The organism is Buchnera aphidicola (Mollitrichosiphum nigrofasciatum), from assembly GCF_039388045.1.
GTDB lineage: Bacteria > Pseudomonadota > Gammaproteobacteria > Enterobacterales > Enterobacteriaceae > Buchnera_K > Buchnera_K aphidicola_B.
This window is the reverse complement of the sequence record NZ_CP135015.1, coordinates 239,497-264,919: the sequence shown is the minus strand read 5'-3', so window position 1 is coordinate 264,919 and position 25,423 is coordinate 239,497. Positions and strand designations below refer to the sequence as shown.

20 protein-coding genes, 1 tRNA gene and 1 pseudogene are annotated in these 25,423 nt (G+C 20.8%); 13 read left to right on the top strand and 9 right to left on the bottom strand.

The window, feature by feature from the left end; all coding sequences use genetic code 11:
* The first annotated feature begins 31 nt into the window (after nt 1–31).
* The 13 genes and pseudogenes from ftsH (at nt 32) to asnS (ending at nt 18,370) form a co-directional block, all read left to right on the top strand.
* Nucleotides 32–1,825 (top strand): ATP-dependent zinc metalloprotease FtsH, encoded by a 1,794-nt coding sequence (gene ftsH / locus RJT30_RS01220; RefSeq protein WP_343190491.1) that lies wholly within the window; start codon nt 32–34, stop codon nt 1,823–1,825.
* A 305-nt stretch (nt 1,826–2,130) separates the two neighbouring features.
* Nucleotides 2,131–2,364, top strand: coding sequence for a preprotein translocase subunit SecG (gene secG / locus RJT30_RS01215; RefSeq protein ID WP_343190174.1), 234 nt, complete (start codon nt 2,131–2,133; stop codon nt 2,362–2,364).
* 64 nt (nt 2,365–2,428) lie between these two features.
* Nucleotides 2,429–2,511, top strand: a tRNA-Leu gene (locus RJT30_RS01210).
* Nucleotides 2,512–2,677: 166 nt separating this feature from the next.
* Entirely contained in the window at nt 2,678–4,162 is a 1,485-nt protein-coding gene (gene nusA, locus RJT30_RS01205) for a transcription termination factor NusA (RefSeq protein ID WP_343190173.1), read from the top strand.
* A 167-nt stretch (nt 4,163–4,329) separates the two neighbouring features.
* Nucleotides 4,330–6,507: a translation initiation factor IF-2 gene (gene infB / locus RJT30_RS01200; protein ID WP_343190172.1), complete on the top strand. Its 2,178-nt coding sequence runs from the start codon at nt 4,330–4,332 to the stop codon at nt 6,505–6,507.
* Nucleotides 6,508–6,546: 39 nt separating this feature from the next.
* On the top strand, nt 6,547–6,939 hold the full coding sequence (gene rbfA / locus RJT30_RS01195; protein WP_343190171.1) for a 30S ribosome-binding factor RbfA: 393 nt from the start codon (nt 6,547–6,549) through the stop codon (nt 6,937–6,939).
* A gap of 9 nt (nt 6,940–6,948) precedes the next feature.
* Complete coding sequence (gene truB, locus RJT30_RS01190) at nt 6,949–7,857, top strand: tRNA pseudouridine(55) synthase TruB (protein ID WP_343190170.1); 909 nt, start codon at nt 6,949–6,951, stop codon at nt 7,855–7,857.
* A gap of 76 nt (nt 7,858–7,933) precedes the next feature.
* Nucleotides 7,934–8,203 (top strand): 30S ribosomal protein S15, encoded by a 270-nt coding sequence (rpsO, locus tag RJT30_RS01185; RefSeq protein WP_343190169.1) that lies wholly within the window; start codon nt 7,934–7,936, stop codon nt 8,201–8,203.
* A 138-nt stretch (nt 8,204–8,341) separates the two neighbouring features.
* Nucleotides 8,342–10,419, top strand: a pseudogene (pnp, locus tag RJT30_RS01180) (polyribonucleotide nucleotidyltransferase).
* Nucleotides 10,420–10,610: 191 nt separating this feature from the next.
* Nucleotides 10,611–12,332 carry a DEAD/DEAH box helicase gene (locus RJT30_RS01175; protein ID WP_343190168.1) on the top strand — a complete coding sequence of 574 codons (1,722 nt, stop codon included), beginning with the start codon at nt 10,611–10,613 and terminating at the stop codon, nt 12,330–12,332.
* A 650-nt stretch (nt 12,333–12,982) separates the two neighbouring features.
* A complete protein-coding gene (locus tag RJT30_RS01170; RefSeq protein ID WP_343190167.1) occupies nt 12,983–15,868 on the top strand; it encodes a valine--tRNA ligase in 2,886 nt (961 codons plus the stop codon).
* A gap of 14 nt (nt 15,869–15,882) precedes the next feature.
* Nucleotides 15,883–16,818 carry a rhodanese-related sulfurtransferase gene (locus RJT30_RS01165; protein ID WP_343190166.1) on the top strand — a complete coding sequence of 312 codons (936 nt, stop codon included), beginning with the start codon at nt 15,883–15,885 and terminating at the stop codon, nt 16,816–16,818.
* Nucleotides 16,819–16,969: 151 nt separating this feature from the next.
* Nucleotides 16,970–18,370, top strand: a complete 1,401-nt coding sequence (gene asnS, locus RJT30_RS01160) for an asparagine--tRNA ligase (RefSeq protein ID WP_343190165.1) — start codon at nt 16,970–16,972, stop codon at nt 18,368–18,370.
* A 77-nt stretch (nt 18,371–18,447) separates the two neighbouring features.
* Here asnS and RJT30_RS01155 read toward each other — a convergent pair whose 3' ends face one another.
* The 9 genes from RJT30_RS01155 to RJT30_RS01115 all read right to left on the bottom strand — a co-directional run bounded on the left by RJT30_RS01155 (nt 18,448) and on the right by RJT30_RS01115 (nt 25,265).
* Nucleotides 18,448–19,386 (bottom strand): DNA polymerase III subunit delta' C-terminal domain-containing protein, encoded by a 939-nt coding sequence (locus tag RJT30_RS01155; RefSeq protein ID WP_343190164.1) that lies wholly within the window; start codon nt 19,384–19,386, stop codon nt 18,448–18,450.
* A complete protein-coding gene (gene tmk, locus RJT30_RS01150) occupies nt 19,383–20,021 on the bottom strand; it encodes a dTMP kinase (protein WP_343190163.1) in 639 nt (212 codons plus the stop codon). The genes RJT30_RS01155 and tmk overlap by 4 nt, the downstream gene beginning before the upstream one ends.
* Nucleotides 20,022–20,082: 61 nt before the next feature.
* Nucleotides 20,083–20,316 carry an acyl carrier protein gene (locus RJT30_RS01145; protein WP_343190162.1) on the bottom strand — a complete coding sequence of 78 codons (234 nt, stop codon included), beginning with the start codon at nt 20,314–20,316 and terminating at the stop codon, nt 20,083–20,085.
* 79 nt (nt 20,317–20,395) lie between these two features.
* A complete protein-coding gene (gene fabG, locus RJT30_RS01140) occupies nt 20,396–21,124 on the bottom strand; it encodes a 3-oxoacyl-ACP reductase FabG (RefSeq protein WP_343190161.1) in 729 nt (242 codons plus the stop codon).
* A complete protein-coding gene (locus RJT30_RS01135; RefSeq protein ID WP_343190160.1) occupies nt 21,121–22,035 on the bottom strand; it encodes an ACP S-malonyltransferase in 915 nt (304 codons plus the stop codon). The genes fabG and RJT30_RS01135 overlap by 4 nt, the downstream gene beginning before the upstream one ends.
* Nucleotides 22,035–22,235: a 50S ribosomal protein L32 gene (gene rpmF, locus RJT30_RS01130; protein WP_343190159.1), complete on the bottom strand. Its 201-nt coding sequence runs from the start codon at nt 22,233–22,235 to the stop codon at nt 22,035–22,037. The genes RJT30_RS01135 and rpmF overlap by 1 nt, the downstream gene beginning before the upstream one ends.
* A gap of 22 nt (nt 22,236–22,257) precedes the next feature.
* Entirely contained in the window at nt 22,258–23,178 is a 921-nt protein-coding gene (locus RJT30_RS01125) for an RluA family pseudouridine synthase (RefSeq protein ID WP_343190158.1), read from the bottom strand.
* 291 nt (nt 23,179–23,469) lie between these two features.
* On the bottom strand, nt 23,470–24,525 hold the full coding sequence (locus RJT30_RS01120; protein ID WP_343190157.1) for a flagellar basal body P-ring protein FlgI: 1,056 nt from the start codon (nt 24,523–24,525) through the stop codon (nt 23,470–23,472).
* A gap of 32 nt (nt 24,526–24,557) precedes the next feature.
* Entirely contained in the window at nt 24,558–25,265 is a 708-nt protein-coding gene (locus RJT30_RS01115) for a flagellar basal body L-ring protein FlgH (protein WP_343190156.1), read from the bottom strand.
* Nucleotides 25,266–25,423: the final 158 nt, after the last annotated feature.

Sequence of the window (25,423 nt, the reverse complement as noted above, 5' to 3'; positions counted from 1 at the left end):
GTATTATGAGGTGGATTCTTTGAATAGTGACATAGTTAAAAATGGTATAACATGGTTGGTTGTTATGATAATATTTATGTCTATTTTTCAGAGTTTTAGTTCTATTAATATAAATCGAAAAGTGGATTATTCTACTTTTATTTCTGATGTAAATAGTAATCAGATTCGTGAGACATATATTAGTGGACGTGAAATAAAAGTTTTTAAAAAAGACAGTAGCAAATATATTACATATATACCAATAAACGATCCAAAATTATTAGATGTATTATTAACTAAAAATGTTATAATTAAAGGTTCTGCTCCTGAAGAACCTAGTTTATTAACTTCAGTTTTTATTTCTTGGTTTCCGATGTTATTATTAATTGCTGTTTGGGTTTTTTTTATGCGTCAAATGCAAATTGGAGGTGGTAAGGGTTCTATATTATTTGGTAAAAATAAAGCTAAAATGTTGAGTGATAATGAGATTAAAATTAGGTTTTCTGATGTTGCAGGTTGCGATGAAGCAAAAGAAGAATTAAGTGAATTAGTGGAATATTTAAAAGAACCAGAAAAATTTACAAAATTAGGTTGTAAAATACCTAAAGGTTTTTTAATGATTGGACCCCCAGGTACAGGTAAAACTTTATTAGCAAAAGCGGTAGCTGGAGAAGCAAATGTTCCTTTTTTTATTATTTCCGGTTCAGATTTTGTAGAAATGTTTGTTGGCGTTGGCGCATCCAGAGTACGTGATATGTTTGACAATGCTAGAAAGTTAAATCCTTGTATAATCTTTATAGATGAAATTGATGCAGTTGGAAGGAAAAGGGGTATTGGTTTAGGTGGTGGACATGATGAAAGAGAACAAACGTTAAATCAAATGTTAGTTGAAATGGATGGTTTTAAAAAAAATGAAGGTGTTATTGTTATTGCTGCTACTAATAGACCAGATGTTTTAGATCCTGCTTTACTAAGACCAGGGAGATTTGATCGAAGAGTTACTGTTTCTTTACCTGATGTGCTTGGAAGAGAAAAAATATTAGAAGTTCATATGCGTAATATACCTTTATCTGATGATGTTGTGCCTATGACAATAGCTCGTGGTACACCTGGTTTTTCTGGTGCAGATTTAGCTAATTTAGTTAATGAAAGCGCTTTATATGCCGCTAGTTGTAATAATTCTAAAGTATCTATGTTAGATTTAGAAAAAGCTAAAGATAAAATTATTATGGGTGCGGAACGTAAATCCTTTATTATGAATAAAATGCAAAAAGAAGTAATTGCATATCATGAATCTGGTCATGTAATAGTTGGTTTATTGGTTCCAAATTATGATCCTATACATAAAGTTACTATTATTCCAAGAGGTCGTTCCTTAGGACTTACTTTTTTTTTACCTAAAGATGATAATATAAATGTTAGTCGATCAAAATTAGAAAGTCAGATATCAACTTTATATGCTGGTCGTTTAGCTGAAGAATTAATTTATGGTGTAAATAATGTTTCGACAGGTGCAGTAAATGATATAAAAGTTGCTACAGAATTAGCTAGAAATATGATTACCAAATGGGGTTTTTCAAAAAAATTAGGTCCTTTATTATATAAATCAAACGATAATGAAGTGTTAACAGACCAAAATATAAACAATGTTCAAAATATATCTGATTATACAGCACGCATTATTGATGAAGAAATAAAATTATTAATAGATTTAAATTACAAGCGAGCAAAATGTATATTATCAAGTAATATAGATATTTTACACACTATGAAAGACGCCCTTATGAAATATGAAACACTAGATATACAACAAATTAATAAAATTATGAAAAGAAAAAAGATATAAAAATTTAGATAATTTAAATTTTTATAAATAATATGATATTTAAATGAATTCATAGTTTAATATTAGTATATTGTATTTAAAATAAATAATTTTAAATTTTAGTATAATAATTACATATTATGTTCATAAGTAAAATTAAATTATTCTTATGGAATAATATGTATATTTGTATTTAATTTCTTTATGGTTTTAAAAATTTTTTTATATTTAATTATTGATAGTAATGATTTTAAAATTTATTTATATAGGTTTAATTATTAAATTTATATATATTGTATTTATAATAGGATTAAGGAATATATATAATGTATAATTTTTTATTAGCAGTATATACATTTATATCTTTTTTTTTAATTTTTTGTGTTATTTTACAACTTAAATTAGGTTTAAATAATGCTAATGATTTTAGAGGTACTATTTTAGGTCAGATAGAGAAAAACAATGGTAATGGAAATATTTTAAATTATTTTATTATTTTTCTTTCTTTTATGTTTTTTATTTTAAGTTTAATATTGTCTAATGTTAATTTTCTGGAGTAAATTTGTTTTTTTTTGATGCGCTTATTTTTTATTTATTTAAATTTCAAATTATATAATTTTATATACCGAGATGGTGAAATAGGTAAACACGCTACTTTGAGGGAGTAGTGCCTTTTAGGTATACGGGTTCAAGTCCCGTTCTCGGTATAATAATTATAATTATTTTATTGTATTATATTTTATAATTTTTTATTAATAATTTAAATTATTTTTATTTTTTTTATTTTAAAATATAATTATATGTATATATTTATTTATTTTTAATTCAATTTAAAATAATTATTTTAAATTTATTTAATATTAAGGAGTTAAGATGAATAAAGAAATATTATCTGTTGTAGATGCTGTTTCTCACGAAAAATCTCTTCCTCGTGAAAAAATTTTTGAAGTTTTAGAAAGGGCTTTAGAACAAGCTACAAAAAAAAAATATGAACAAGATATAGATATTAGAATCGATATTAATCGTGAAAATGGTGATTTTTTAACTTTTCGTAGATGGACGGTTGTTCAAGAAGTTTCTCAACCCACACGTGAAATAACTTTAGAAGCAGCAAAATTGGATAATGCTAATATTAAAATTAATGATTATGTAGAAGATAGTATTGATTCTGTTGTTTTTGATAGAGTTACAACACAAACTGCTAAACAAGTTATTGTACAAAAAGTTCGAGAAGCAGAAAGAGAAATGATTATTGCACAATTTTCTAAAAAAATTGGTTTTATGGTCAGTGGTATTGTTAGAAAAATTAATCGTAATAATATTTTTGTTGATTTAGGAAAAAATGCTGAAGCTATTATAACTAAAGAAGGTTTATTACCTAGAGAAAAATATCGTTTAGGTGATTCTGTAAAAGGTATTTTGTTTGTTATAAATTCGCATTTTAATGTTCCACAGTTATTAATAAGTCGAGTTGGTACAGATATGTTAATTGCATTATTTAGTATTGAGGTGCCTGAAATAGCTGATTCTGTTGTAGAGATTAAAAAAATTGCACGTGATCCTGGTTCACGTTCTAAAATAGCGGTTATATCGCATGATAAAAGAGTTGATCCTGTTGGATCTTGTGTAGGTGTTCGAGGCGCAAGAGTGCAAGCTGTTTCTAATGCATTAAATGGTGAAAGAATTGATGTTATTTTATGGAGCAAAGATCCAGCACAATTTGTTGTAAATGCAATGGCACCTGCGGATGTTAACTCTATTACAGTAGATTATGAACGTAATAATATAGATGTTATAGTAAATAATAAAAATTTAGCACAAGCAATAGGAAGATATGGTCAAAATGTTAAATTAGCATCACAGTTGACTGGTTGGGAATTAAATGTTACTACTTTAGAGGAAATTGTTAGAAAAAATAAGAAAAAAAAAAAAAATATTTTTAAACTATTTGTGCAATATTTAGATCTTAAAAAAAATATAATAAAAATGTTAGTAAATGTTGGTTTTTCAACATTTGAGGAATTATCTAAGGCTTCTATAGGGGATTTTGTTAATATTAAAAACTTTGATAAAAATTTAATTAGTGAAATACATAGTCAGGCAAAACAGGTTTTAAAGATAATAGCTTTAGATGCTCAAAATTTATTAAAAAAAAGTAAAATTAATCAAGATTTACTGAATTTAGATGGTATGACTACAAATATAGCTATGCAACTACTTAAGAGAAATATTCTTTCATTAGAAGATTTAGCGGAACAAGGAACAGATGATTTAATAGATATAGAAGGTTTAAATTTAGACACTGCCGGTAAATTAATTATGAATGCACGTGATATTTGTTGGTTTAATAAAAAATAAAATTTTTATAAAGTGTTTTATTTATTATATTATATTTTAAAATTATTTAATTTATTTAAATTTTAAAATATTTTTATTTAAATTATTAATGATATTTAATTATTTAGAAATAATTTTATATTTTTAAAAAATATTATAATTACAAGCTCAGGAGTGAGTTATTTAAAGTGAAAAAATTTAAAAAAAATAATAACATTTTATCTATAAAAGAAAAAAAAACAAAAAAATCAATTAACAATCATTCTTTACAGGAAAATGATAAAAAAAAAAACAATCGTAATAAATATAAAAAAAAAAATATTAAAGTAGATTGTAAAAAAAATACTTCCAGTGATATATTTAATAAAAAAGATAACAATATGAAGATACAAAAAAAAAAAAAAAATACTATTTTAAATACATCTTGTAAAATTATTAAAAAAAAAAATTTACAAACATCTTATAAAAGTAAAGAAAATAAAATTTTAGTTAATAAAAATAAAATTAAAAAAAATAATTTAATATTTGATTCTAAAAAAAATCATTTCTCAAATAAAAAAAAAAATTATAAATATTTTTTACAACAAAAATTTAAAAAACCTTCTTTTTTACCTGTTAAGAATGTTGTATTAAATAGTGAAGTAACTGTTTTTGAACTTTCCAAAAAACTTGCAATTAAAAGTGTAAATATATTAGAAATAATGCAAAAATTAAATATATCAGGAAATATAGATACAATTTTAAATTTAAAAGAAGCAAAGTTAATTATTGAAAAAATGGGTTTTAAGGCAATTATAAAATCTTATACAGAAGATTTAGAAAATAAAATATTAGAAAAAAAAGATATTAGCAATACTATTATTAAAAAAAAAAGACCCCCTATTGTAACTATTATGGGTCATGTTGATCATGGAAAAACATCTTTAATTGACTATATTCGCTCAACTAAAATTGTTAATAAAGAATTTGGTGGAATTACACAACATATTGGTGCTTATCATATTGAATTTAAAAAAGAGATTATAACATTTTTAGATACTCCAGGGCATGCCGCCTTTACTGAAATGCGTTCTAGAGGAGCGCAAATTACAGATATTATTGTTTTAGTTATTGCGGTAGATGATGGTGTAATGCCACAAACTATAGAGTCTATTAAACATGCAAAATTATCTAATGTGCCGATAATAGTTGCAATTAATAAAGTTGATAAAGGTAATTCTGGTGCTGTTAAAATTAAAAATGAATTATCAAAATTTGGTATTACTGCAGAAGAATGGGGTGGCGATACTATTTTTGTTGAAGTATCTGCTAAATATGGTAATGGTGTAAATGATTTGTTAGAAGCTATTTTATTACAATCAGAAATGTTAGAGTTAAAGACATGTTATAATTGTCGAGCAAAAGGTGTAGTTATTGAATCATATATGGATCTTGGAAGAGGTCCTATTGCTACAATATTAATTCAAAAAGGTGTTTTATATAAAGGAGAAATCGTTTTATCAGGTTTAGAATATGGTAAAATTCGTGGAATTAAAAATGAATATGGTGTTTATATTAAAAAATCTATTCCTTCTATACCAGTAGAAATATTAGGAATGTCAGGAATATTAAATGTAGGTGATGAAATTAGAGTAATTAAAAATGAAAAAATAGCTAGAGAAATAACCTTTAATAGGAGGAATGATCTTAAAGCGCTTAAATTTACTAATTACACGAGACATAAAATTGATGATTTGTTATTAAACATTAATATAAAAAATTTACCTACATTAAATATAATTTTAAAAACTGATACACAAGGTTCTTTAGAAGCTATTAAAAAATCTTTAATGGAATTATCTGATAATAAAAATGCTTTAGTAAATATTATTAGTTTTGGAATTGGAGTAATATCTGTAAATGATGCATATCTATCATTAACATCTAAATCTATTATTTTAGGTTTTAATGTACGTATTAATTCTATAGCTAAACATATTATTGAAAAAGAAAATATTCAAACTTATCAATATTCTGTTATTTATACATTATTAGATAATGTAAAATTATTGTTGAAAAATCTTTTAAAATCTAAAAATAATAAAAAAAAAATAGGTTTAGTTGAAGTAAAAAATGTATTTAAAAATTCGAATAATAGTGCAATAGCTGGATGTATAGTGTTAAAAGGGTATATTGCAATTAAAAGTTATATTCATTTAATTAGAAATGATAAAGTAATTTTTAAAGGTGAATTAGAATCTTTAAGGCATTTTAAAGAAAATGTCAAAAAAATAAATTTTGGATTTGAGTGTGGAGTTATTTTAAAAAATTATAATAATATTAATGTTGGAGATAAAATTTCGGTCTTTAAAAATTATAAAAAATAATTTATATATTTTAAAAGTATAACTTTTAGAGTGATTAAAATGAAAAATGTTTCTAATCGTTTTTTACGAATTTCCAAAGAATTTAAAAAAAATATTTCTAATATTTTACATATGCATATTCAAGATCCACGTATTAGATGTTCTGTTAGTATATCAAAAGTATATTTATCTAAAAATTTACAATATGCCAAAGTTTTTGTGATATTTATTGGAAATAAAAGTAATTTTTCAATAAGTAGTTTATTAACATTATTAAAAAATGCATCTAAATATTTTTGTTTTATGTTAAGTAAATTTATGTATTTACGTATTATGCCGAATTTGGTTTTTTTCTATGATTACGATTTTTTTAAAAGTATTAGAATTTCTAATTTAATTAATAATGCTATTCAGGAGGATGTTAAAAAAAAAAAAAAATATAATAATTTTTAAGGAATAAAAATGTGTTATCAAAAAATTAATAAACTTAATGGTGTTTTATTATTAGATAAACCGACAGGTTTTTCATGTAATTATATTATACAAAGTATAAAACGTTTTTTTTCTGTTAAAAAAATAGGTTATATAGGCACTTTAGACCCTTTAGCTACTGGTACATTACCTGTTTGTTTTGGTTGTGCTACAAAATTTTCTAAATATTTAAATGATGAAGATAAAAAATATATTGTTACAGCAAAGTTAGGAGAGAAAACACATACTTCTGATTCTTATGGATATATTATTAGTAAAAAAAAAAAAAATATTTCAAATTCAAAAATATTAAAATGCTTGATGTCTTTTCTTGGTATGAATAAACAAAGTCCTTCTATGTATTCTTCAATTAAATTTTACGGCATACCTTTATATATATATGCTCGTCAAAATATTTTTATTCCTAATATTAAAAGAATAATTAATATTTATAATATAAATATTCTCAATTTAAACAAAAAATTTATAACGTTTAAAATTCATTGTTCCAAAGGAACTTATATTCGTACTTTGGTAGAAGATTTTGGAAATAAATTAGGTTGTGGGGCGCATGTTGTAATGTTACGTAGATTGCATATATCTTGTTATTATGAATCAAATTTAATCTCTTATAATAAAATTTTAAATATTTCTTATAAAGAAAGAAATAAAATAGAACTAATTAAAAATTTATTACTTCCAGTAGATAGTTTGACATCTTTTTTACCTAAAGTATTTTTCGATAAAAATAAATTAAAAATGTTAAAATTAGGTAAAAAAATTTTTATTTTGTATTTAAATATTGGTTTTTATACTGTTTTTGAAAAATTAAGTAAAAAATTCTTTGGTGTTGGAAAATACAAAAAAGATGGTTATTTCTATATTGATCGTATTTTTTAATTTTATATTGTATTTTAAATATATATTTATTTGCAATTTTATATTTTTTATTAAGTAAAATTTATATGGAGAAATCATGTCTATAGCATTGTTAAATAAAAAAGTTTTAATAATTAAATATGGTCAAAATATTTTAAATACTGGGAATATTTCTGTGCAAATAATTTCATTAACTTTAAAAATTAATAACTTACAAAAACATTTTTTATTACATAAAAAAGATCATAGTGGTAAACGTGGTTTATTAAATATGGTTTCTAGACGTCGTAAATTATTAACATATTTGAAAAGAAAATTTTTAAATATATATATTAATTTAATTAGAGAATTAAATTTACGTCGATAGTTTCCAACTTTTTTTTATTAATAATTTATTTTATTTTTAAATTTTTAAAATATTTTAATAATTTGATTATGATTTTATTTTAATTTAATTATTTTTATAATTATTTGATTTTTTTAATATATTTTTAAGGATTTAATTTTGTTAAAACCAATTTTACACAAATTTCAATACGGACAGCATATTATAACTTTAGAAACTGGGATAATAGCTCGAAAAACAACTTCTTCTATTATGGTAAGTATGGATGATACAGTAGTTTTAATAACTGTAGTAGTTCAAAAAAATCCTAGTAAAACTAATAGTTTTTTCCCTTTAACAGTTAATTATCAGGAACGTATTTATGCTGCTGGACGTATTCCCGGTGGTTTTTTTCGTAGAGAAGGACGCCCTACAGAAAATGAAATATTAACAGCAAGGTTAATTGATAGGCCTATAAGACCATTATTTCCACAAGATTTTTTTAATGATATCCAAATTACAGCAACAGTTTTGTCTGTAGATCCAAAAATAAATCCTGATTTAGTTTCTATTATTGGTGTTTCTTCAGCTTTAAGTATTTCTGGTTTGCCTTTTTCAGGACCTATTGGAGTAGCTAGAGTAGGATTAATTGATAAAAAATTAGTTTTAAATCCTAATTCTAATGAATTAAAGTTTAGTGATTTGGATTTAGTTGTTGCAGGGACATGTAATTCTATAATTATGGTTGAAGCGGCATCTGATAATTTGCATGAAAGAAAAATTTTAAATGCTATAAAATTTGGTTATAAAAAACAACAAAAAATTATATCCAATATTAATAAATTTAAAATTATGGTTAATAAAAAACCTATTATATTTTACCCAGTTTTAAAAAATGATAATTTATATTCGTATATATTAAAATTCACATATTCATCTATATATTTAGCATGCGAATGTTTTGAAAAAAATATAAGATGCAGTAAATTAAATGAAATTAGATATCAACTTATTGAAGAATTGATAAAAAAAAAATGGATTGTAAATTTAGTTGAAATAGAGGAAATTTTTTCTATTATTTTTAAAAAAATTATACGATACCGCATTTTACATGGTTTATCTCGTATAGATGGTCGTGATAATTATACAGTAAGGCCGTTATATATTAAAGTTGGTTATCTTCCTAGAACACATGGTTCTGCATTATTTACTCGTGGTGATACGCAATCTTTAGTTACTATTACTTTAGGAACTGCAAGAGATGCACAAAATTTAGATGAACTTTTAGGAGATCGTACTGATAATTTTTTATTTCATTATAATTTCCCTTCATATGCAGTTGGAGAAATAGGTATTATGGGTACTCCAAAACGTAGAGAAATTGGACATGGAAAATTAGCGAAAAGAGGTATTATTTCTGTTTTACCTAAAGAAGAACAATTTCCTTACACTATTAGAGTAGTTTCCGAAGTTACTGAATCGAATGGTTCTTCCTCTATGGCTTCCATTTGTGGTGCATCTTTAGCTTTAATGGATGCTGGTGTCCCGATAAAATCTTCTGTTGCTGGTATAGCTATGGGTTTAATAAAAGAAAAAAAAAAAAACGTTATATATCTGATATTTTAGGTGAAGAAGACTATTTAGGGGATATGGATTTTAAAGTTTCTGGAAGTTATTTAGGTATAACTGCTTTGCAAATGGATATAAAAATAACTGGTATAAATATAAAATTAATTAAAAAAGCCTTATATCAAGCAAAATTAGGTCGTATGCATATTCTTGATAAAATGAATAAAATTATTTCTAAATCTAAATCTGATATTTCTAATTTTGCCCCTAGAATGTACACTATTAAAATTAATCCAGAGAAAATTAAAGATATAATTGGAAAAGGTGGGTCTGTTATTCGTATGTTGACAGAAGAAACAGATACTAATATTGAAATTGAAGACACTGGTATCGTTAAAATTTCTGCTATGGCAAGTGAAAAAGCCCAAAATGCAATCAAACGTATTCAAGAAATCACTGCAGAAATAAAAGTTGGTAAAATATATTCTGGTATTGTAACTAGAATTGTAGATTTTGGAGCTTTTGTTTCTATTGGTTTTGGAAAAGAAGGCTTAGTGCATATTTCTCAAATTTCTAAAAAAAGAGTTGAAAAAGTTACAGATCATTTACAAATTGAACAAAAAATTTTAGTTAAAGTGTTAGAATCAGATAGGCAAGGGCGTTTACGGTTAAGTATGAAAGAAGTGTGAAATATATTAACATGTTTTTAAATAGTTCAGTTATTTTATAAATATTAATATAAGTGCAAATATAAAAATATATTAATTAATTTCAAATTATATTATTAAATTTTATTTAATTAGCTTTAGAAATAAATATACATTATTTTAGAATAAGTTGTATTTATAAAATATAACTTATAAAAGGAATGAATTGTACAATGAATTTAACAAAATCTCAATTTACTGTTTTTGGTTTAAATAGTAATCTTATAAAAGCATTGCTTGATATGCATTATAATAAACCATCTCCCATACAAGAACGTTGTATACCATTACTTTTAAAAGGTCATGATGTCTTAGGTATGGCACAAACAGGTAGTGGAAAAACTGCTGCTTTTGCATTACCTTTGCTTCATAATATTAATATTTCATTAAAATGTCCACAAATATTAATTTTAACTCCTACTCGTGAATTAGCAATCCAAGTATCAGAAGCTGTATTTAATTTTTTAAAATATATACAAGGTGTAAATGTTTTGGCTTTATATGGTGGCCAAAGATATGATTTGCAATTATATGCTTTAAAAAAAGGCCCACAAATAGTTGTTGGAACACCAGGTCGATTATTAGATCATTTAAATAGAAATACTTTAAATTTATCTAAGTTAAAATGTTTAGTATTAGATGAAGCTGATGAAATGTTACGTATGGGTTTTATTGAAGATGTTCAAACTATAATGCAAAAAATTCCTGATAAACATCAAACAGCTTTATTCTCTGCAACAATGCCTGATATTATTAAAAAAATTTCACGTAGGTTTATGAAAAATCCTAAAGAGATATATATTAAATCTAATTTAACTACTTGTCCTGATATTAAACAAAGTTATTGGTTAGTTTCTAAAAATAAAAAAGATGCTTTGGTGCAATTTTTAGAAGTAGAGCAATTTTCTGCAGTTATTATTTTTGTACGTACTAAAAGTGCAACTATAGAAGTTTCTGAATTTTTAGAACGTAATGGATATAATAGCGCAGCTTTAAATGGTGATATGAATCAAATTTTAAGAGAAAAAACTTTAGAAAAATTAAGAAATGGTTATTTAGATATTTTAATTGCAACTGATGTTGCAGCACGTGGATTAGATGTAGATAGAATTAGTTTAGTTATTAATTATGACATTCCCATGGATGTTGAGTCTTATGTACATCGAATTGGTCGCACAGGACGTGCAGGTAGAGCAGGAAAAGCTTTGTTATTTTTAGAAAATAGAGAATTTAGATTATTAAGAAATATTGAAAAAACAATCAAATCAAAAATGATTGAGGTAAGATTGCCAAATTTAAAATTGCTTAGTTTATGCCGTTTAAAAAAATTTTCTATTAAAGTACAAGAACAATTAAAAAGTATAGATTTAAAGAAGTATAGTATATTATTTAAAAAATTACAATTTGTTCATACATTGGATGCAGATATTTTATCTGCTGTTTTATTAAAAATGGCACAAGGTGAACGATCGTTAATTATTGAAAAATCTGATTCTAATTTTAAGGGTTTTAAAAATAAATCTCGTTATATCTCTTATAAAGATTCAAAAATTACAACACGTTCTAAATATAATCGTAGAAATTTTTCAAATATGCAGATTTTTAAAATTTCCTTAGGTAGAAACGATTGCGTGGAAGTTAAACATATTATTGGAGCTATAGCTAATGAAAGTGGGATAAATAGTAGAAGAATTGGAAATGTTAAAATTTTTTCTTCATATTCTACTATTGAATTACCAAAAGATTGTGTTAATATGTTAAAAAGAAAACTTGTTTATACTCGTATTTTTAATAAGTTAATTAATTTAAAAAAAATAAATTTAAATAAAAATTATAAAAATAATATAATAAAAAAATATAAATTAAATCATGAAAAAAAATATTCTAACAATTAATCACATAATTAAAATTATATAACAAAAATTTTAATATTTACAAGTTTACAATATAATTTTTAAATTTAAATGTGTATTTTAATAAGATGTATTTTATATTTTTTTATTTTATACTATAAATATTATTTTTACTTTTAAATTATTATAATTACATATGGTAGAGATTTCCCTCTGCCATTTAAGTGTTTTAAAATATTTTTTAGATATTTTTGTATTTTATTTATTAAAATTTGTATAATATCACAATTATTTTAAATATATATTTAGATTATAAATTATATCTTTAAATTTTAATTAATATGTTACATTATAAAAATTATAATCTTATATTAAATATGAATATAATACTTTTATTTTATAAATTTTTTAAAATTTATATTTTTTATATAATTTAATATACAAATATGTTTTTTAAAAAATTTTTATTTGTATAAATTTATTGGTTTTGTATTTTTGAATCTTTTCGTATATAAAATTTTTTATTTATAAGAAATTAATATTTTTTATATATATTTTTATTATAAATATTTTTATCGCAAAATATTTTTTTAATTTATATAAAATATTTAAATTTCATTAAACGTGATTGTATTAAATTTTAAATTTGATGTGATTTTTTAAATTAATTGTATTTAAAGATAGGTGTAATTATGGATAAAGCATATATTCCTAAAAATATAGAAAAGGAATTATATAATTTTTGGAATAAAAATGGTTTTTTTAAACCTAGTAAAAGAAAATATAAAAAAAATTTTTGTATAGTTATGCCACCACCGAATATTACAGGTAATTTACATATGGGTCATGCGTTTCAACATACTATTATGGATATTTTAGTACGTTATAATCGTATGCAGGGTAAAAATACATTATGGCAAGTTGGACTTGATCATGCTGGTATTGCTACACAAATGATCGTTGAAAAAAACATTTTAAAAAAAAAAAAAAAAAATATTTTTGAATATGGTGTTAAAAAATTTATTCATACTATTTGGAAATGGAAAAAAAAATCTGAAAAAAAAATTTATAATCAAATGCGCCGTTTAGGTGATTCTGTTTTTTGGGAAAATAAAATATTTACTTTGGATAAAAATTTTTCTAAATCTGTTAAGAAAATTTTTAATAATTTATATAAAGATAATTTAATTTATAAAAGAAAAAAAATATCAAATTGGGACATTAAGTTACAAACAGTGATCTCTGATTTAGAAGTTAAATATAAAGATATATCAGGTAAAATATTTTACATTAAATATCCTTTATTGTCTTATATTAATAAAACACAAAATTTTTGTAAATATATTATTATTGGTACAACACGACCAGAAACTTTATTAGGCGATGTTGCAATAGCAGTAAATCCAAAAGATGTCAGATACAAAAAGTTTATTGGTGAATATGTGGTTGTACCGTTAGTTAATAGGGTAATTCCTATAATTATAGATAAATTAGCTAATATTGATAAAGGAACGGGTTGTGTTAAAATAACCCCTGCTCATGATTTAAATGATTATAAAGTAGGTTTGCGTCATAAATTACCTATGATTAATTTTATGAAAAATAATGGAACTGTTCGAAACAAAGCTAAAATATATGATTTTAATGGAATTATAACTACTTGTTATAGTTCTTACATACCTAAAGAATTACATGGTTATGATCGTTTAATAGCCAGAAAAAAAATTATTAAAAAAATTAAAAAAATAAATTTATTTCATAGTTCAAGTAAACATATTATTCATTTACCTTATGGTGATAGAAGTAATTCAATTATTGAACCAATGCTTACTAATCAATGGTATTTAAATGTAGGTTTATTATCCAAAAAAGCAATTCAAGTTGTTAAAAATGGAAATATATCATTTATACCAAAAAATTATGAAAAAATGTTTTTTTCTTGGATGAAAAATATTAATGATTGGTGTATTTCAAGACAATTATGGTGGGGTCATCGTATACCTATATGGTATGATAGTATATTTAATGTTTATGTCGGATCGAATGAAAAAATAATTCGTAAAAAATATAATATTCCAAATAAAATAATTTTAAAAAAAGAAAATGATGTTTTAGATACTTGGTTTTCATCTAGTTTATGGACTTTTGTATCTTTAGGTTGGTTAGAAAATACCAAAATTTTTAATATGTTTCACCCTACAAATATTTTAGTTAGTGGTTTTGATATAATTTTTTTTTGGATTTCTAAAATGATTATGATGACTTTATATATTATTAAAGATGATAATTATATTTCTAATATTCCTTTCAAAAAAATATATATTACTGGTTTAATTGGTGATGATGAAGGTAATAAAATGTCGAAATCAAAAGGTAATGTTGTTGATCCTTTAGATTTAATTGATGGAATTACTTTCAATGATTTAATAAAAAAAAGAGTGAAAAATATTACTAATAAAAATAAAATTGAAAAAATTTTTTTAAATACTAAAAAAATATTTCCTAATGGTATATCTCCTATGGGTGCTGATGCATTACGACTATCTTTTGCAAAATTGTCTTCAAATAATCGTTATATTCATTGGAATATTAATGTTGTAGAAAGTTGTAGAAATTTTTGTACAAAATTATGGAATGCTAGTATTTTTATTCTTATGCAAACTAGTAAAAAATATTATAAATTTGATCAATTAAGTTTAAAAAATTCAATTTTAGATTTATGGATAAGTATAAAATTTAATATATTAGTTAAAAAATATAAAAAATATTTAAAACAATATCGTTTTGATTTATTAGCGCAAATTTTAAATAAATTTTTTCGTAATAATTTTTGTGATTGGTATTTAGAATTATCTAAATCTATTATTATAAATGATAAATTAAAAAAATATAATGTGCGTAATACTATGTTATTTATATTAGAATCTTTTTTACGTTTAGCGCATCCTATTATTCCTTTTATAACAGAATATATTTGGCAAAAAATCAAAAAATTAATGTTTATTAAAAGAAAAACAATAATGTTAGAATCTATTCCTAAAACCATTAAAATTACAGAATCGTTAAATTCACAAAAAAAAAATTTAAAAAATATAAGTTTTTTAAAAAAAATAATTATTTGTTTAAGAAAAATGCGCTTATATATTAATTTCAAAAAAAATTTCTTGATACCTATATTTTTAAAAATAGAAAATCCTGAAATTTTTTTGTTTTTTTCTAAATATAATTTTTTTTTAAAAAAAATAGCTTATATTAAAAGTATTACAATTTTAAAAACTGATGATTTAGTACCATTTTCTATAGTTCAATCAATTGATCAAGTACAATTATTTATACCTGTTTTAGGAGTAATGACTATAAAAAAAGAAATTATTAGATTAAAAATGAGTATTAAGAAAATGATTTTAAAAATTATGTATATTAAAAAAAAATTAATTAATTCTAGTTTTATGCGTTTTGCTCCTATTATAGTAATTAAAAAACAAAAAAAGCAATTAATTGAATTTGAACAGGAATTAAGTAAATTATTACAACAATTGAAAATTATTTGCAAATTTAATGTAAATAAATTTTATTAAAGGTAAAATATATTATGAATAAATTACATAATTGTATTTCAAGTAAATTATTTAAAAAATCACTTGGTGAAAGATTCAATGTTTCTTTTTATAAATATTTTTTAATTCAATCCCCAAAAGAATTTCGAAATTGGATGTATATACAATTTTATAAATTAAATATATATGGAAGAATTTATGTTTCTTTCGAAGGTGTTAATGCACAAATTAGCGTTCCTATATATAATTTTAATAAAATGAAAAAAATTTTACATAGTTTATTTAAAAATAATAATATTATATTTATTAATAAATCTATAAATAATGAATATTCTTTTTGGGTTTTAATAATTAAAGTTAAAAAAAAAATTTTATCTGATGGTTTAAAAAATTTTTATTTTAATAATTATTTATCAAAATTTTATTTAAAAGCTGATGTTGTTAATAAATTTATAACGCAAAAAAATGTTCTTATTATTGATTTACGTAATAGTTATGAATATGCTATTGGGCATTTTAATAAAGCATTTACAGTTCCAGCTTATACATTTCGTGAACAATTGCAGAAAATTATATATATGTTTCAGTATGCTAAAAATGATCAGATTCTAATTTATTGCACTGGAGGTATAAGATGTGAAAAAGCATCTTTATGGATGCGTTATCATGGTTATAGGTATGTTTATCAAATTAAAGGAGGTATTATTAAATATATTTATGATACAAAAAAAAATAATTTACCTATTTTTTTTAAAGGTAGTAATTTTGTATTTGATAATAGATTATCTGAAAATATTACAAAAAATTTACAATCTTATTGTTGGAAATGTTACAATTTATGTGATAGATATATAAATTGTAAAAATAATTTTTGCCATAAGTTATTTATTCAATGTAATATTTGTTTGGATATTTTTAAAGGTTATTGTTCTTCTGAGTGTCGTAAAATAAAAGACAAGAATATTAATTAAATTTAAATATATTTATATTAACAAAATTTAATTAATGTATTTTATATTTATTTATATTATTAGTTTTATTATAATTTTATTTTTTTTAAATATAGAAAATTATATTATTACTAATTTTTTAAAATGTTTTGAATAATTTTGGAATGATAATATGTTAAAAAGTAGTATATCAGATATTTTTTTAAACAAAGTGAGTTTTAATAGTTTTATAAATATAGAAGGTTGGATTCGTAGTTGTAGACATTCAAAAATTGGTATATCATTTATTCAAATATATGATGGTTCATGTTTTCATTCTATACAAATTATTGTTAAAAATACTTTAAAAAATTATCAAAATGATATATTAATATTAAATGTTGGTTGTTCAATTTCTATTCATGGTGTTTTAATTAAATCTTTAGGTAAAGAACAATTTTTTGAAATTTTTGCTCATAAAGTGAATGTTATTGGACCTATTAAAAATCCGGAAAAATATCCAATATCACCTAAAAAACATACTTTAGAATATTTAAGAATTCATGCACATTTACGCCCTAGAACAAATATTATCACTGCAGTTTCAAGAATTAGAAATGTTTTATTTCAAACAATAAACAATTTTTTATTTAAATCTGGTTTTTTTTGGATACCTACTCCGATAATTACTTGTTTAAATACTGAAGGTTCAGGAGATATGTTTAATGTTTCTACAATAGATAAAAAATGTTTTATTGGTAAATTAAATAAAAAAAAATTTTCAAATAAAAATTTTTTTGGGAAAAAAGCATTTTTAACTGTTTCTGGACAATTAACTTTAGAAGCTTATGCATGTGCTTATAAAAAAGTTTATTCTTTAGGTCCTGTTTTTCGTGCAGAAAATTCTAATACCACTCGTCACTTATCAGAATTTTGGATGTTGGAAATAGAATGCGCTTTTTATAATTTAAATGATTTAATATTTTTTTCTGAAAAAATAATTAAACATATAATTTCTGTTATATTAAATAGTTGTGCATTAGAATTAGAGTTTCTAAAAAATAATGTTGACAAAAATATATTTGAAAGATTAAAAAATTTTTTATTAACAAAATTTCAAGTTATAACCTATCAAGAGGCACTAAATATATTATTTTATAATAAAAAAATAGATTTTAATATAAATATGGAAAATGTAAATATTTCTTCTGAACAAGAAAGATATTTAGTGGATGAATATTTTCATAAACCTGTTATAATTATAAATTTTCCTAAAAAATTAAAAGCATTTTATATGAAAATAAATGATGATAATGATACTGTAGCTTCTATGGATATTTTATTTCCTGGAATTGGTGAAATATTAGGAGGTTCAGAACGTGAAGATAGAATAAAAAAATTAGATAAAAGAATTTTTGAATGTAATTTAAATAAAAAAGATTATTGGTGGTATCGTGATTTAAGAAAGTATGGATCTGTGCCTCATGCAGGATTTGGTTTGGGTATTGAAAGATTAATATCTTATATAACGGGAATACGTAATGTGCGTGATATTATACCATTCCCAAGAATAGTAAATAATATTGATTTTTGATTTTTATATAAATACAAATTGGTAGTTTAAAATTTTTAAAAAATAAATTTTTTTAAATATTGTACTAATTTATATGTTCATAAAATTTCATTTAATTTTAATAATGTGTTAGTTAATATTAATTCTTGATTTATTGTTGGTATAGTTTTTAAATATTTCTTTAAATTTATTATTATTTGTATACTATTTTTTAAATTATTAAATGTATATTTCATATTTATTTTTTTTATTAATTGTAATTGATCAAAATTAATTAAATTTATATTAATTTTCAATTTATATTTCATGCAATCAAAAAAAATACAATATATCCAATTTATTTTTGTTATTGTTTTTTTTTTTAAAATAGATAATAAATTTATAAAATTTTCTTTTTCTATACTTTTTTTAAAATTTTTTAAAAATTCGTTTCTTGTAATATATATATTTTTTTTAATAAATTTTTGTGCAAGTATTGGCGCATCGTAATTTATTGTTAATGCAAGTATATTTTTTTTTTTTTGGTTGTTTGTTTTATTTAACCATTTTAAACTTTCTTCTCTTGTTGGGTTTAATATATTATATATAATAAATCTACTGCGTAATGTGGGTAATAATAAGTTTTGTTCATTATTAGTCATAAAAAAAAGAGTGTTTTTAGGAGGTTCTTCTAATATTTTTAATAAAGCATTGATAGCTTGTTCAGTAATATTTTTAGATTGTGGTAACCAAATAATTTTATTTTTTAATTTGTGGTTTGTCTTGTAAATTTTTTCTTTTATTTTACGTACTGTATTTATATTTATTTTTTTTTTTTTTTTATCAAAATATAATATATCAGGATTGTTTAATATTAAATCTGTATATTTTATTTTTTTTTTTTTTTTTAAAATAATAAATTTTATAATATTTTTAACTAAATTATTTACTCCCAAACCTGTTTGTGTTTGTAGTAATATTGCATGATGCATTTTTTTTTTATTATATTTGTCAATTATTGTTTTAAAATATTTATTAAACCATGGATATATAATCATATATTATTTTTTTTAACCCAAAATAATAATTTTTCTTTAATTAATTTATGTACAATATTAATTTCAAAATTAGCATTTATTGTAATTATATTTTTAATATTTTTTGTCTCTCTTAAATAGTTTTCGTGGGTTTGTAAAAAAAATTTTTTTTTTTTTTTTTCTATACGATCTTTATTTTTTCTATTTATTATACGTTTCATACTTAGTTTAGGATTTACATCTAAATATATAGTTAAATTTGGATAAAAATTTTTAAAAATTTTTTTGTGTATTTTTTTAATTAAATCTTGATTTTTGCCATTTTTTCCTCCTTGGTAAGCTAATGTAGATAATACATGCCGATCTCCTAAAACCCAATTTCCATTTTTTAATGCAGGTTTAATTATATTTTCTACTACTTGTACTCTAGCTGCACACATTAATAATAACTCAGTTCTTGTGCTTATTTTTTCTTCATAAAAATTATATTTTATTATTTTTCTTATTTTTTCACTTAATAAAGTACTACCAGGTTCACGAACAGTTATAATTTTTGGTATATCTTGTTTTTCTAATAAATTTTTTATGAATTGAATAGCATTTGTTTTTCCTGAACCATCAATTCCTTCTAATACTATAAATTTACCTACTTTCATATTTTAAACCAATTTTTTAAAAATTTTATAAAAATATTGTGAAAATTTGTGAATAAATTATTTATTTTTTGATATTTTTTTTAACATAATTTATTAAATCTTTAATATTATTTAGTTTTTCTATTGTTTCATCTTTTATTTCAATATCAAATTTATTTTCTATATCCATGATTATTTCAATCATATCCAAAGAATCTATTTCTAATTTTTTAAAATCATCAGTATCATGAATTTCATTTTTAATATTTAATACATTAATGAATATTTTTTTTATTTTTTTTTTAATATTTTTCATGTTATTTATTTAATTTAAAATTTTATTTTAAACTTATTATATTATATAAATTTAGATTTTTTTCAATTAAAATATTGATTTATTTCATTAATAAACCTCCATTAATGTGTAAATTTTGTCCAGTAATATATGCAGCAGAATCTGATATTAAAAATTTTATTACCGAAGCGATTTCTTTTTTTTTTCCAAAACGTCGCATAGGTATGTTAGATAATATTTTTTTTTTTTGTTTTTTATTTATTTTTTTAGTCATATCTGTTTTAATATAACCAGGAGAGACTATATTACTATTAATTCCATATTTTGCCATTTCTAATGCAATAGATTTATTAAATCCAATTAAAGCTGATTTTGAGGCAGAATAATTAACTTGCCCTATATTGCCTATATTTCCTATTATTGAAGCTATAGTTATTATTCTCCCATATTTATTTTTAATCATACATGGAGTGATGTATTTTAATAAATAAAATATTGCGTGAAGATTTATTTTTATTACGTTTTCCCAATTTTTAAAATGCATTTTTTGAAATAAAGAATCTGCTGTTATTCCAGCATTATTTATTAAAATATCAATACAACCTATTTCTTTATGTATTTTTTTTATTGTATTTTTAATATCAGATTTTTTTTTAAGATTTAATTTAAAACCTTTTCCTCTTATTTTTAAGTATTCATTTATTATATTTACACCTGATTGTGTTGTAGATGTTCCTATAATATTATAATTATTATTTAATAGTAATTTTGCTGTTTTTTGACCAATTCCACGATTTGCTCCTGTTATTAATATGTTTTTTTTTCTCATTTTATAATATGTATTTTATTATATAAATTTTTTAAAGTTAATATTTTGGGATATTTTTTAGTTTTATTTAAATATTTTTTTAATCCTAAAGAACCTATTTCTATTATTTTTTTAATGTTTTTAGAAGTAATATAATTTATTGTTTCTTCCCAACGTACAGGTTTATATAATTGTTTTATTAATGTTTTTTTTATTTTTTTTTTTTTTTGAGATTTAACATTATAATTGTGAATTATATTAAATTTTGGTTTTTTTATTTTTATTTTTTTGAATGAAAAATTTATTTTTTTTGAAGCTTTTTTTAATAATATACAATGTGATGGTGTGTATATTGGTAAATTTAATATTAATTTAACATCGTATTTTTTACAATAATTAATAGTTTGGATAATTCCTTGTTGATTTCCTGTTAAAATTATATTTTTAGGAGTATTAAAGTTTGCAATTGAAACTATATTTTTTTTTTTTACAAATTTGCATATTTTTTTTATAATATTTGTATTCAAACCTCTAATTAATATCATAGATGAGTATTTCTCTTTGATACAATCTTGCATATATTTAGATCTAATTAATAATAATTTAATTGCATCAGAATATTTTATTGCATTTGCACAATATAATGCAGAATATTCTCCTAAACTACTCCCTGCTGCTAATTTAGGTAGTGGTTTATATTTCATCCAAATTTTATATATAGCTACAGAAAAAGTAAATATTATAGGTTGAATATATTTTTTATAATAAAATATTTTATGTATATTGTTTTGAATGCAGGACCATATATTAAAACTTATTTTTTCCGAAGTGCGATCAAAAAAGTATTTTACCTGTTTTTCATTTAAAATAATTTTTTTAAAATGTTGTATGTTAATAATTCCTTGACCTGTAAATATTATTGCATATGACATTATTTAACCTTTTTATTTTCTATTTTTTTCTTTTTATTTATTTGTTGTAAACCTTTGTAAAAACCTGTTTTTGTAATATGGTGTCTTATATGAATTTCTTTGGTTTTTTTATCTTGTGATAAATTTTGTATTTTAATATTATCATGTGATCTACGCATACCTCTTTTTGATCTAGTGGGTTTATTTTTTTGTACAGCCATAATTACTTTCCTTTTATATTTTTTATAAAATATTTAAATATTTTTTAAAATTCATATTTAATGGAGCTAAAATTAATTTTTTTTTTTTACTTACTGGATGTTTAAAAAAAATACTTTCAGCATGTAAAAGTATTTTTTTTTTTTTTGTAATTTTTATATTTTTATCTAATTTAGGATTTCCATATTTATGATCAAATATTATTGGATTTCCGGAATATGATAAATGTGCTCTAATTTGATGCGTCCTACCTGTAATTGGTATAACAGATAATAAAGTAGCTAATTTAAAATTTTGTTTAATTGTAAAATATGTAGTTGCTATTTTTCCTTTGTTATGTAAGATCGTTTTTTTTTTTTTATGTTTTTTTATTTTTAATAATTTGTTAGAAATTTTTTTTATAATAGGATTCCAATTTCCATGCACTAAAGTTAAGTATTTTTTTTTAATTTTGTTTTCTCTAAATTGTTGGTGTAGAATACGTAAAATTTTTTTTTTTTTTGCTAATATTAATATACCAGAAGTATCTTTATCAATTCTATGCACTAATTCTAAAAATGTTGTTTTTGGATATATTTTTCTAAAAATTTCAATTATTCCGTAATTATTTCCACTACCTCCATGTACTGCTATTCCTTGAGGTTTATTTATAATTAATATATATGGATCTTCGTAAATTATTTTTTTATTCCAATTTATATTTATTTTTTTAATTTTTTTTGGAATTGTATGTATTATATATGGTGGAATTCTAATTATATCGTTTTTTTGAAGTTTATATTCTGGTTTTTTTCTTTTTTTATTGATTCTAAATTGTCCAGTTCTTATTTTTTTATATATTAAATCTTTAGGTATTTTTTTGAAATTTTTAAATAAAAAATTATCTATTCTTTGATTATGTGATTCTTTATTTATGTGTATATATTGTACGAATTTATTTTTCATATTAATTTTATTTATAATTAAATTTATATATTTTATTAATAAAATTAAGTATTAAAATACTATATATTATTTAATAAATATTTTTAATTATTTATATATATTATATAAATAAACTTATAATGATAATTATAAATAAAATTTTTTTTTAAAATAATATAAATTTATATTATATTTTATTTTTTTAAAATTTAATTTTATTTTTAATTATAATTATAATTTTCGTAATTATAATATATGATTTTAATATTTATTTTTAAAATATTTTTATTTATTTTAATTTACATTTTTTAATTAAATAATTTCTAATTTAGCATGCAAACATCCGGATTTTTGCACAGTTTGTAAAATAGATATTATTTCAGATATTTCAAGACCTGATTTGTATAATTTATTTATAAAATATTCTACATTCTTATTGTAATGTGTATTTTTAAATAAATTGTTTTCATCTTTTTTTAATTTTCTATTATGAAAATATATATTATTTTCTTTATTAATATTTAAAAATATATTTTTATTTATAATAAAGCATTTATCAATTTTTATATTTCCTTTTATAACAATTAAACCAGTTTTTGCATTAATTGTTATTTTTGCTATTTCATTATCTACAGGTATATCAAGATTTTCTATATTTGCTATTAATTTTACTTTTAAAGCATTATTATTAGAAGTATGTAATTCTATAGTTCCAGCATTTATTGTGAAAGCAGTATTAGGATAATGTAAGTTTATTACATCACTAACTTTTTGGCATAATGTATAGTTTGGTTCATTCAACTTTAAATTTATTATATTTTTTTTTTCAAAATCGTTTGTTATTTTATTTGTTATTATACCTCCTTGATAAATATATCCATTATTTTCTTCAATATCATTTTTAATATTTTGATCAATATGATTTTTAGATATTTTACCTTGTGCAATAGCGTATATATTATTATTTATATCTTTTAAAGTAGTCATTAATAGTATACCTTGATTAATGTTTGTAGAATTACCTATTGATGCTACTGTAACATCTATTTTATCTCCAATATGGTAAAATTGTGGTAATTTTGCTACAACCATAACAGATGCTATATTTTTTATCTGGATATTTTTATCATTAATTGTGTTTATATTTAATTTATTTAACATATTATTTAATGATTTTAAAGAAAAATTTGTTTGATTATTATAATCTCCTGTTTCATGCAAACCTACTATTAAACCATAACCAATTAGATGTGTTTCTTGAATATTATCTACATTTGTAATATTTTTTATAATATCAGCATTTGCTGATGGTATGATTGTATTGAAATATATAAGTAAAATAAATTTTAAAAATAAATTTTTAAACATTTTTTCCTCATATTTTATTTTTAATTTATATTTTAATATAATATATCTAAAATATAATTTATTATATTTTTCAGTATGCTTATTGTATTAAATATATTAGTCGTATATGTAGTATTATACTGAACATTAAGGTTATATACTTTATTTGATAATATAGAATTATTTTCATCTATACATAAAGGATCAACTATTCCAGAAATAGAAATTTCTGTTATTTTACCATTTATGTTTTTTGTCTTTTTACCTTCTATAAATAAATAATCATTTTTTAAAATACTTTTAATTGTAGCTGGTATGATTGATGAAAAATATTCTTTTTCTAAAAAATTTTTTTTTTTAATATCTTGTTTAGTATTTAATATATCATAATTAATTATATTTAATTCATCTATATTAGTATGATTAGTAAAATATTTTGGGATTTGTGTAGTAAAATTTATCTTTTTTTTATGTGTGTTATCATCATCTTTAGTATCATTATTACTTATTATATGTTTTTCTTTAATAAATATTGTAATTATATCTCCAATATTATATTTTTTTTTCTCAAATAATGATGTATTTTTATTTTTTTTTTCTTTATCTGTGAAATAAACATTATTTTGTATGTAAGAAATATTTTTATTTATATTATTTTTTATTAAAATTGTAAAATTATTTAATTCTATGTAATTAAATATAAAAAATATTAAAAAAATTAAAAATAAATATTTTATTTTCAAAAAATATGATTTGTTCATTTAAAGTTGAACCTTTTATTATATTATTTGTTTTTTTAAATAACTATTGTGTATTTAAATACATATTTTTTTAAATTTTTAAAAAAAATTATTTTAATTAAATTAAATATTATATATTATAAGTATTAAATATTTTAATTTTTTAAATTTTATGTAAG

Coding starts and splice junctions, on each gene's coding strand:
- secG (WP_343190174.1), top strand. CDS start 2,131: ATGTATAATTTTTTATTAGCAGTATATACATTTATATCTTTTTTTTTA.
- nusA (WP_343190173.1), top strand. CDS start 2,678: ATGAATAAAGAAATATTATCTGTTGTAGATGCTGTTTCTCACGAAAAA.
- rbfA (WP_343190171.1), top strand. CDS start 6,547: ATGAAAAATGTTTCTAATCGTTTTTTACGAATTTCCAAAGAATTTAAA.
- truB (WP_343190170.1), top strand. CDS start 6,949: ATGTGTTATCAAAAAATTAATAAACTTAATGGTGTTTTATTATTAGAT.
- rpsO (WP_343190169.1), top strand. CDS start 7,934: ATGTCTATAGCATTGTTAAATAAAAAAGTTTTAATAATTAAATATGGT.
- RJT30_RS01175 (WP_343190168.1), top strand. CDS start 10,611: ATGAATTTAACAAAATCTCAATTTACTGTTTTTGGTTTAAATAGTAAT.
- RJT30_RS01170 (WP_343190167.1), top strand. CDS start 12,983: ATGGATAAAGCATATATTCCTAAAAATATAGAAAAGGAATTATATAAT.
- RJT30_RS01165 (WP_343190166.1), top strand. CDS start 15,883: ATGAATAAATTACATAATTGTATTTCAAGTAAATTATTTAAAAAATCA.
- asnS (WP_343190165.1), top strand. CDS start 16,970: ATGTTAAAAAGTAGTATATCAGATATTTTTTTAAACAAAGTGAGTTTT.
- RJT30_RS01155 (WP_343190164.1), bottom strand. CDS start 19,386: ATGATTATATATCCATGGTTTAATAAATATTTTAAAACAATAATTGAC.
- tmk (WP_343190163.1), bottom strand. CDS start 20,021: ATGAAAGTAGGTAAATTTATAGTATTAGAAGGAATTGATGGTTCAGGA.
- RJT30_RS01145 (WP_343190162.1), bottom strand. CDS start 20,316: ATGAAAAATATTAAAAAAAAAATAAAAAAAATATTCATTAATGTATTA.
- fabG (WP_343190161.1), bottom strand. CDS start 21,124: ATGAGAAAAAAAAACATATTAATAACAGGAGCAAATCGTGGAATTGGT.
- RJT30_RS01135 (WP_343190160.1), bottom strand. CDS start 22,035: ATGTCATATGCAATAATATTTACAGGTCAAGGAATTATTAACATACAA.
- rpmF (WP_343190159.1), bottom strand. CDS start 22,235: ATGGCTGTACAAAAAAATAAACCCACTAGATCAAAAAGAGGTATGCGT.
- RJT30_RS01125 (WP_343190158.1), bottom strand. CDS start 23,178: ATGAAAAATAAATTCGTACAATATATACACATAAATAAAGAATCACAT.
- RJT30_RS01120 (WP_343190157.1), bottom strand. CDS start 24,525: ATGTTTAAAAATTTATTTTTAAAATTTATTTTACTTATATATTTCAAT.
- RJT30_RS01115 (WP_343190156.1), bottom strand. CDS start 25,265: ATGAACAAATCATATTTTTTGAAAATAAAATATTTATTTTTAATTTTT.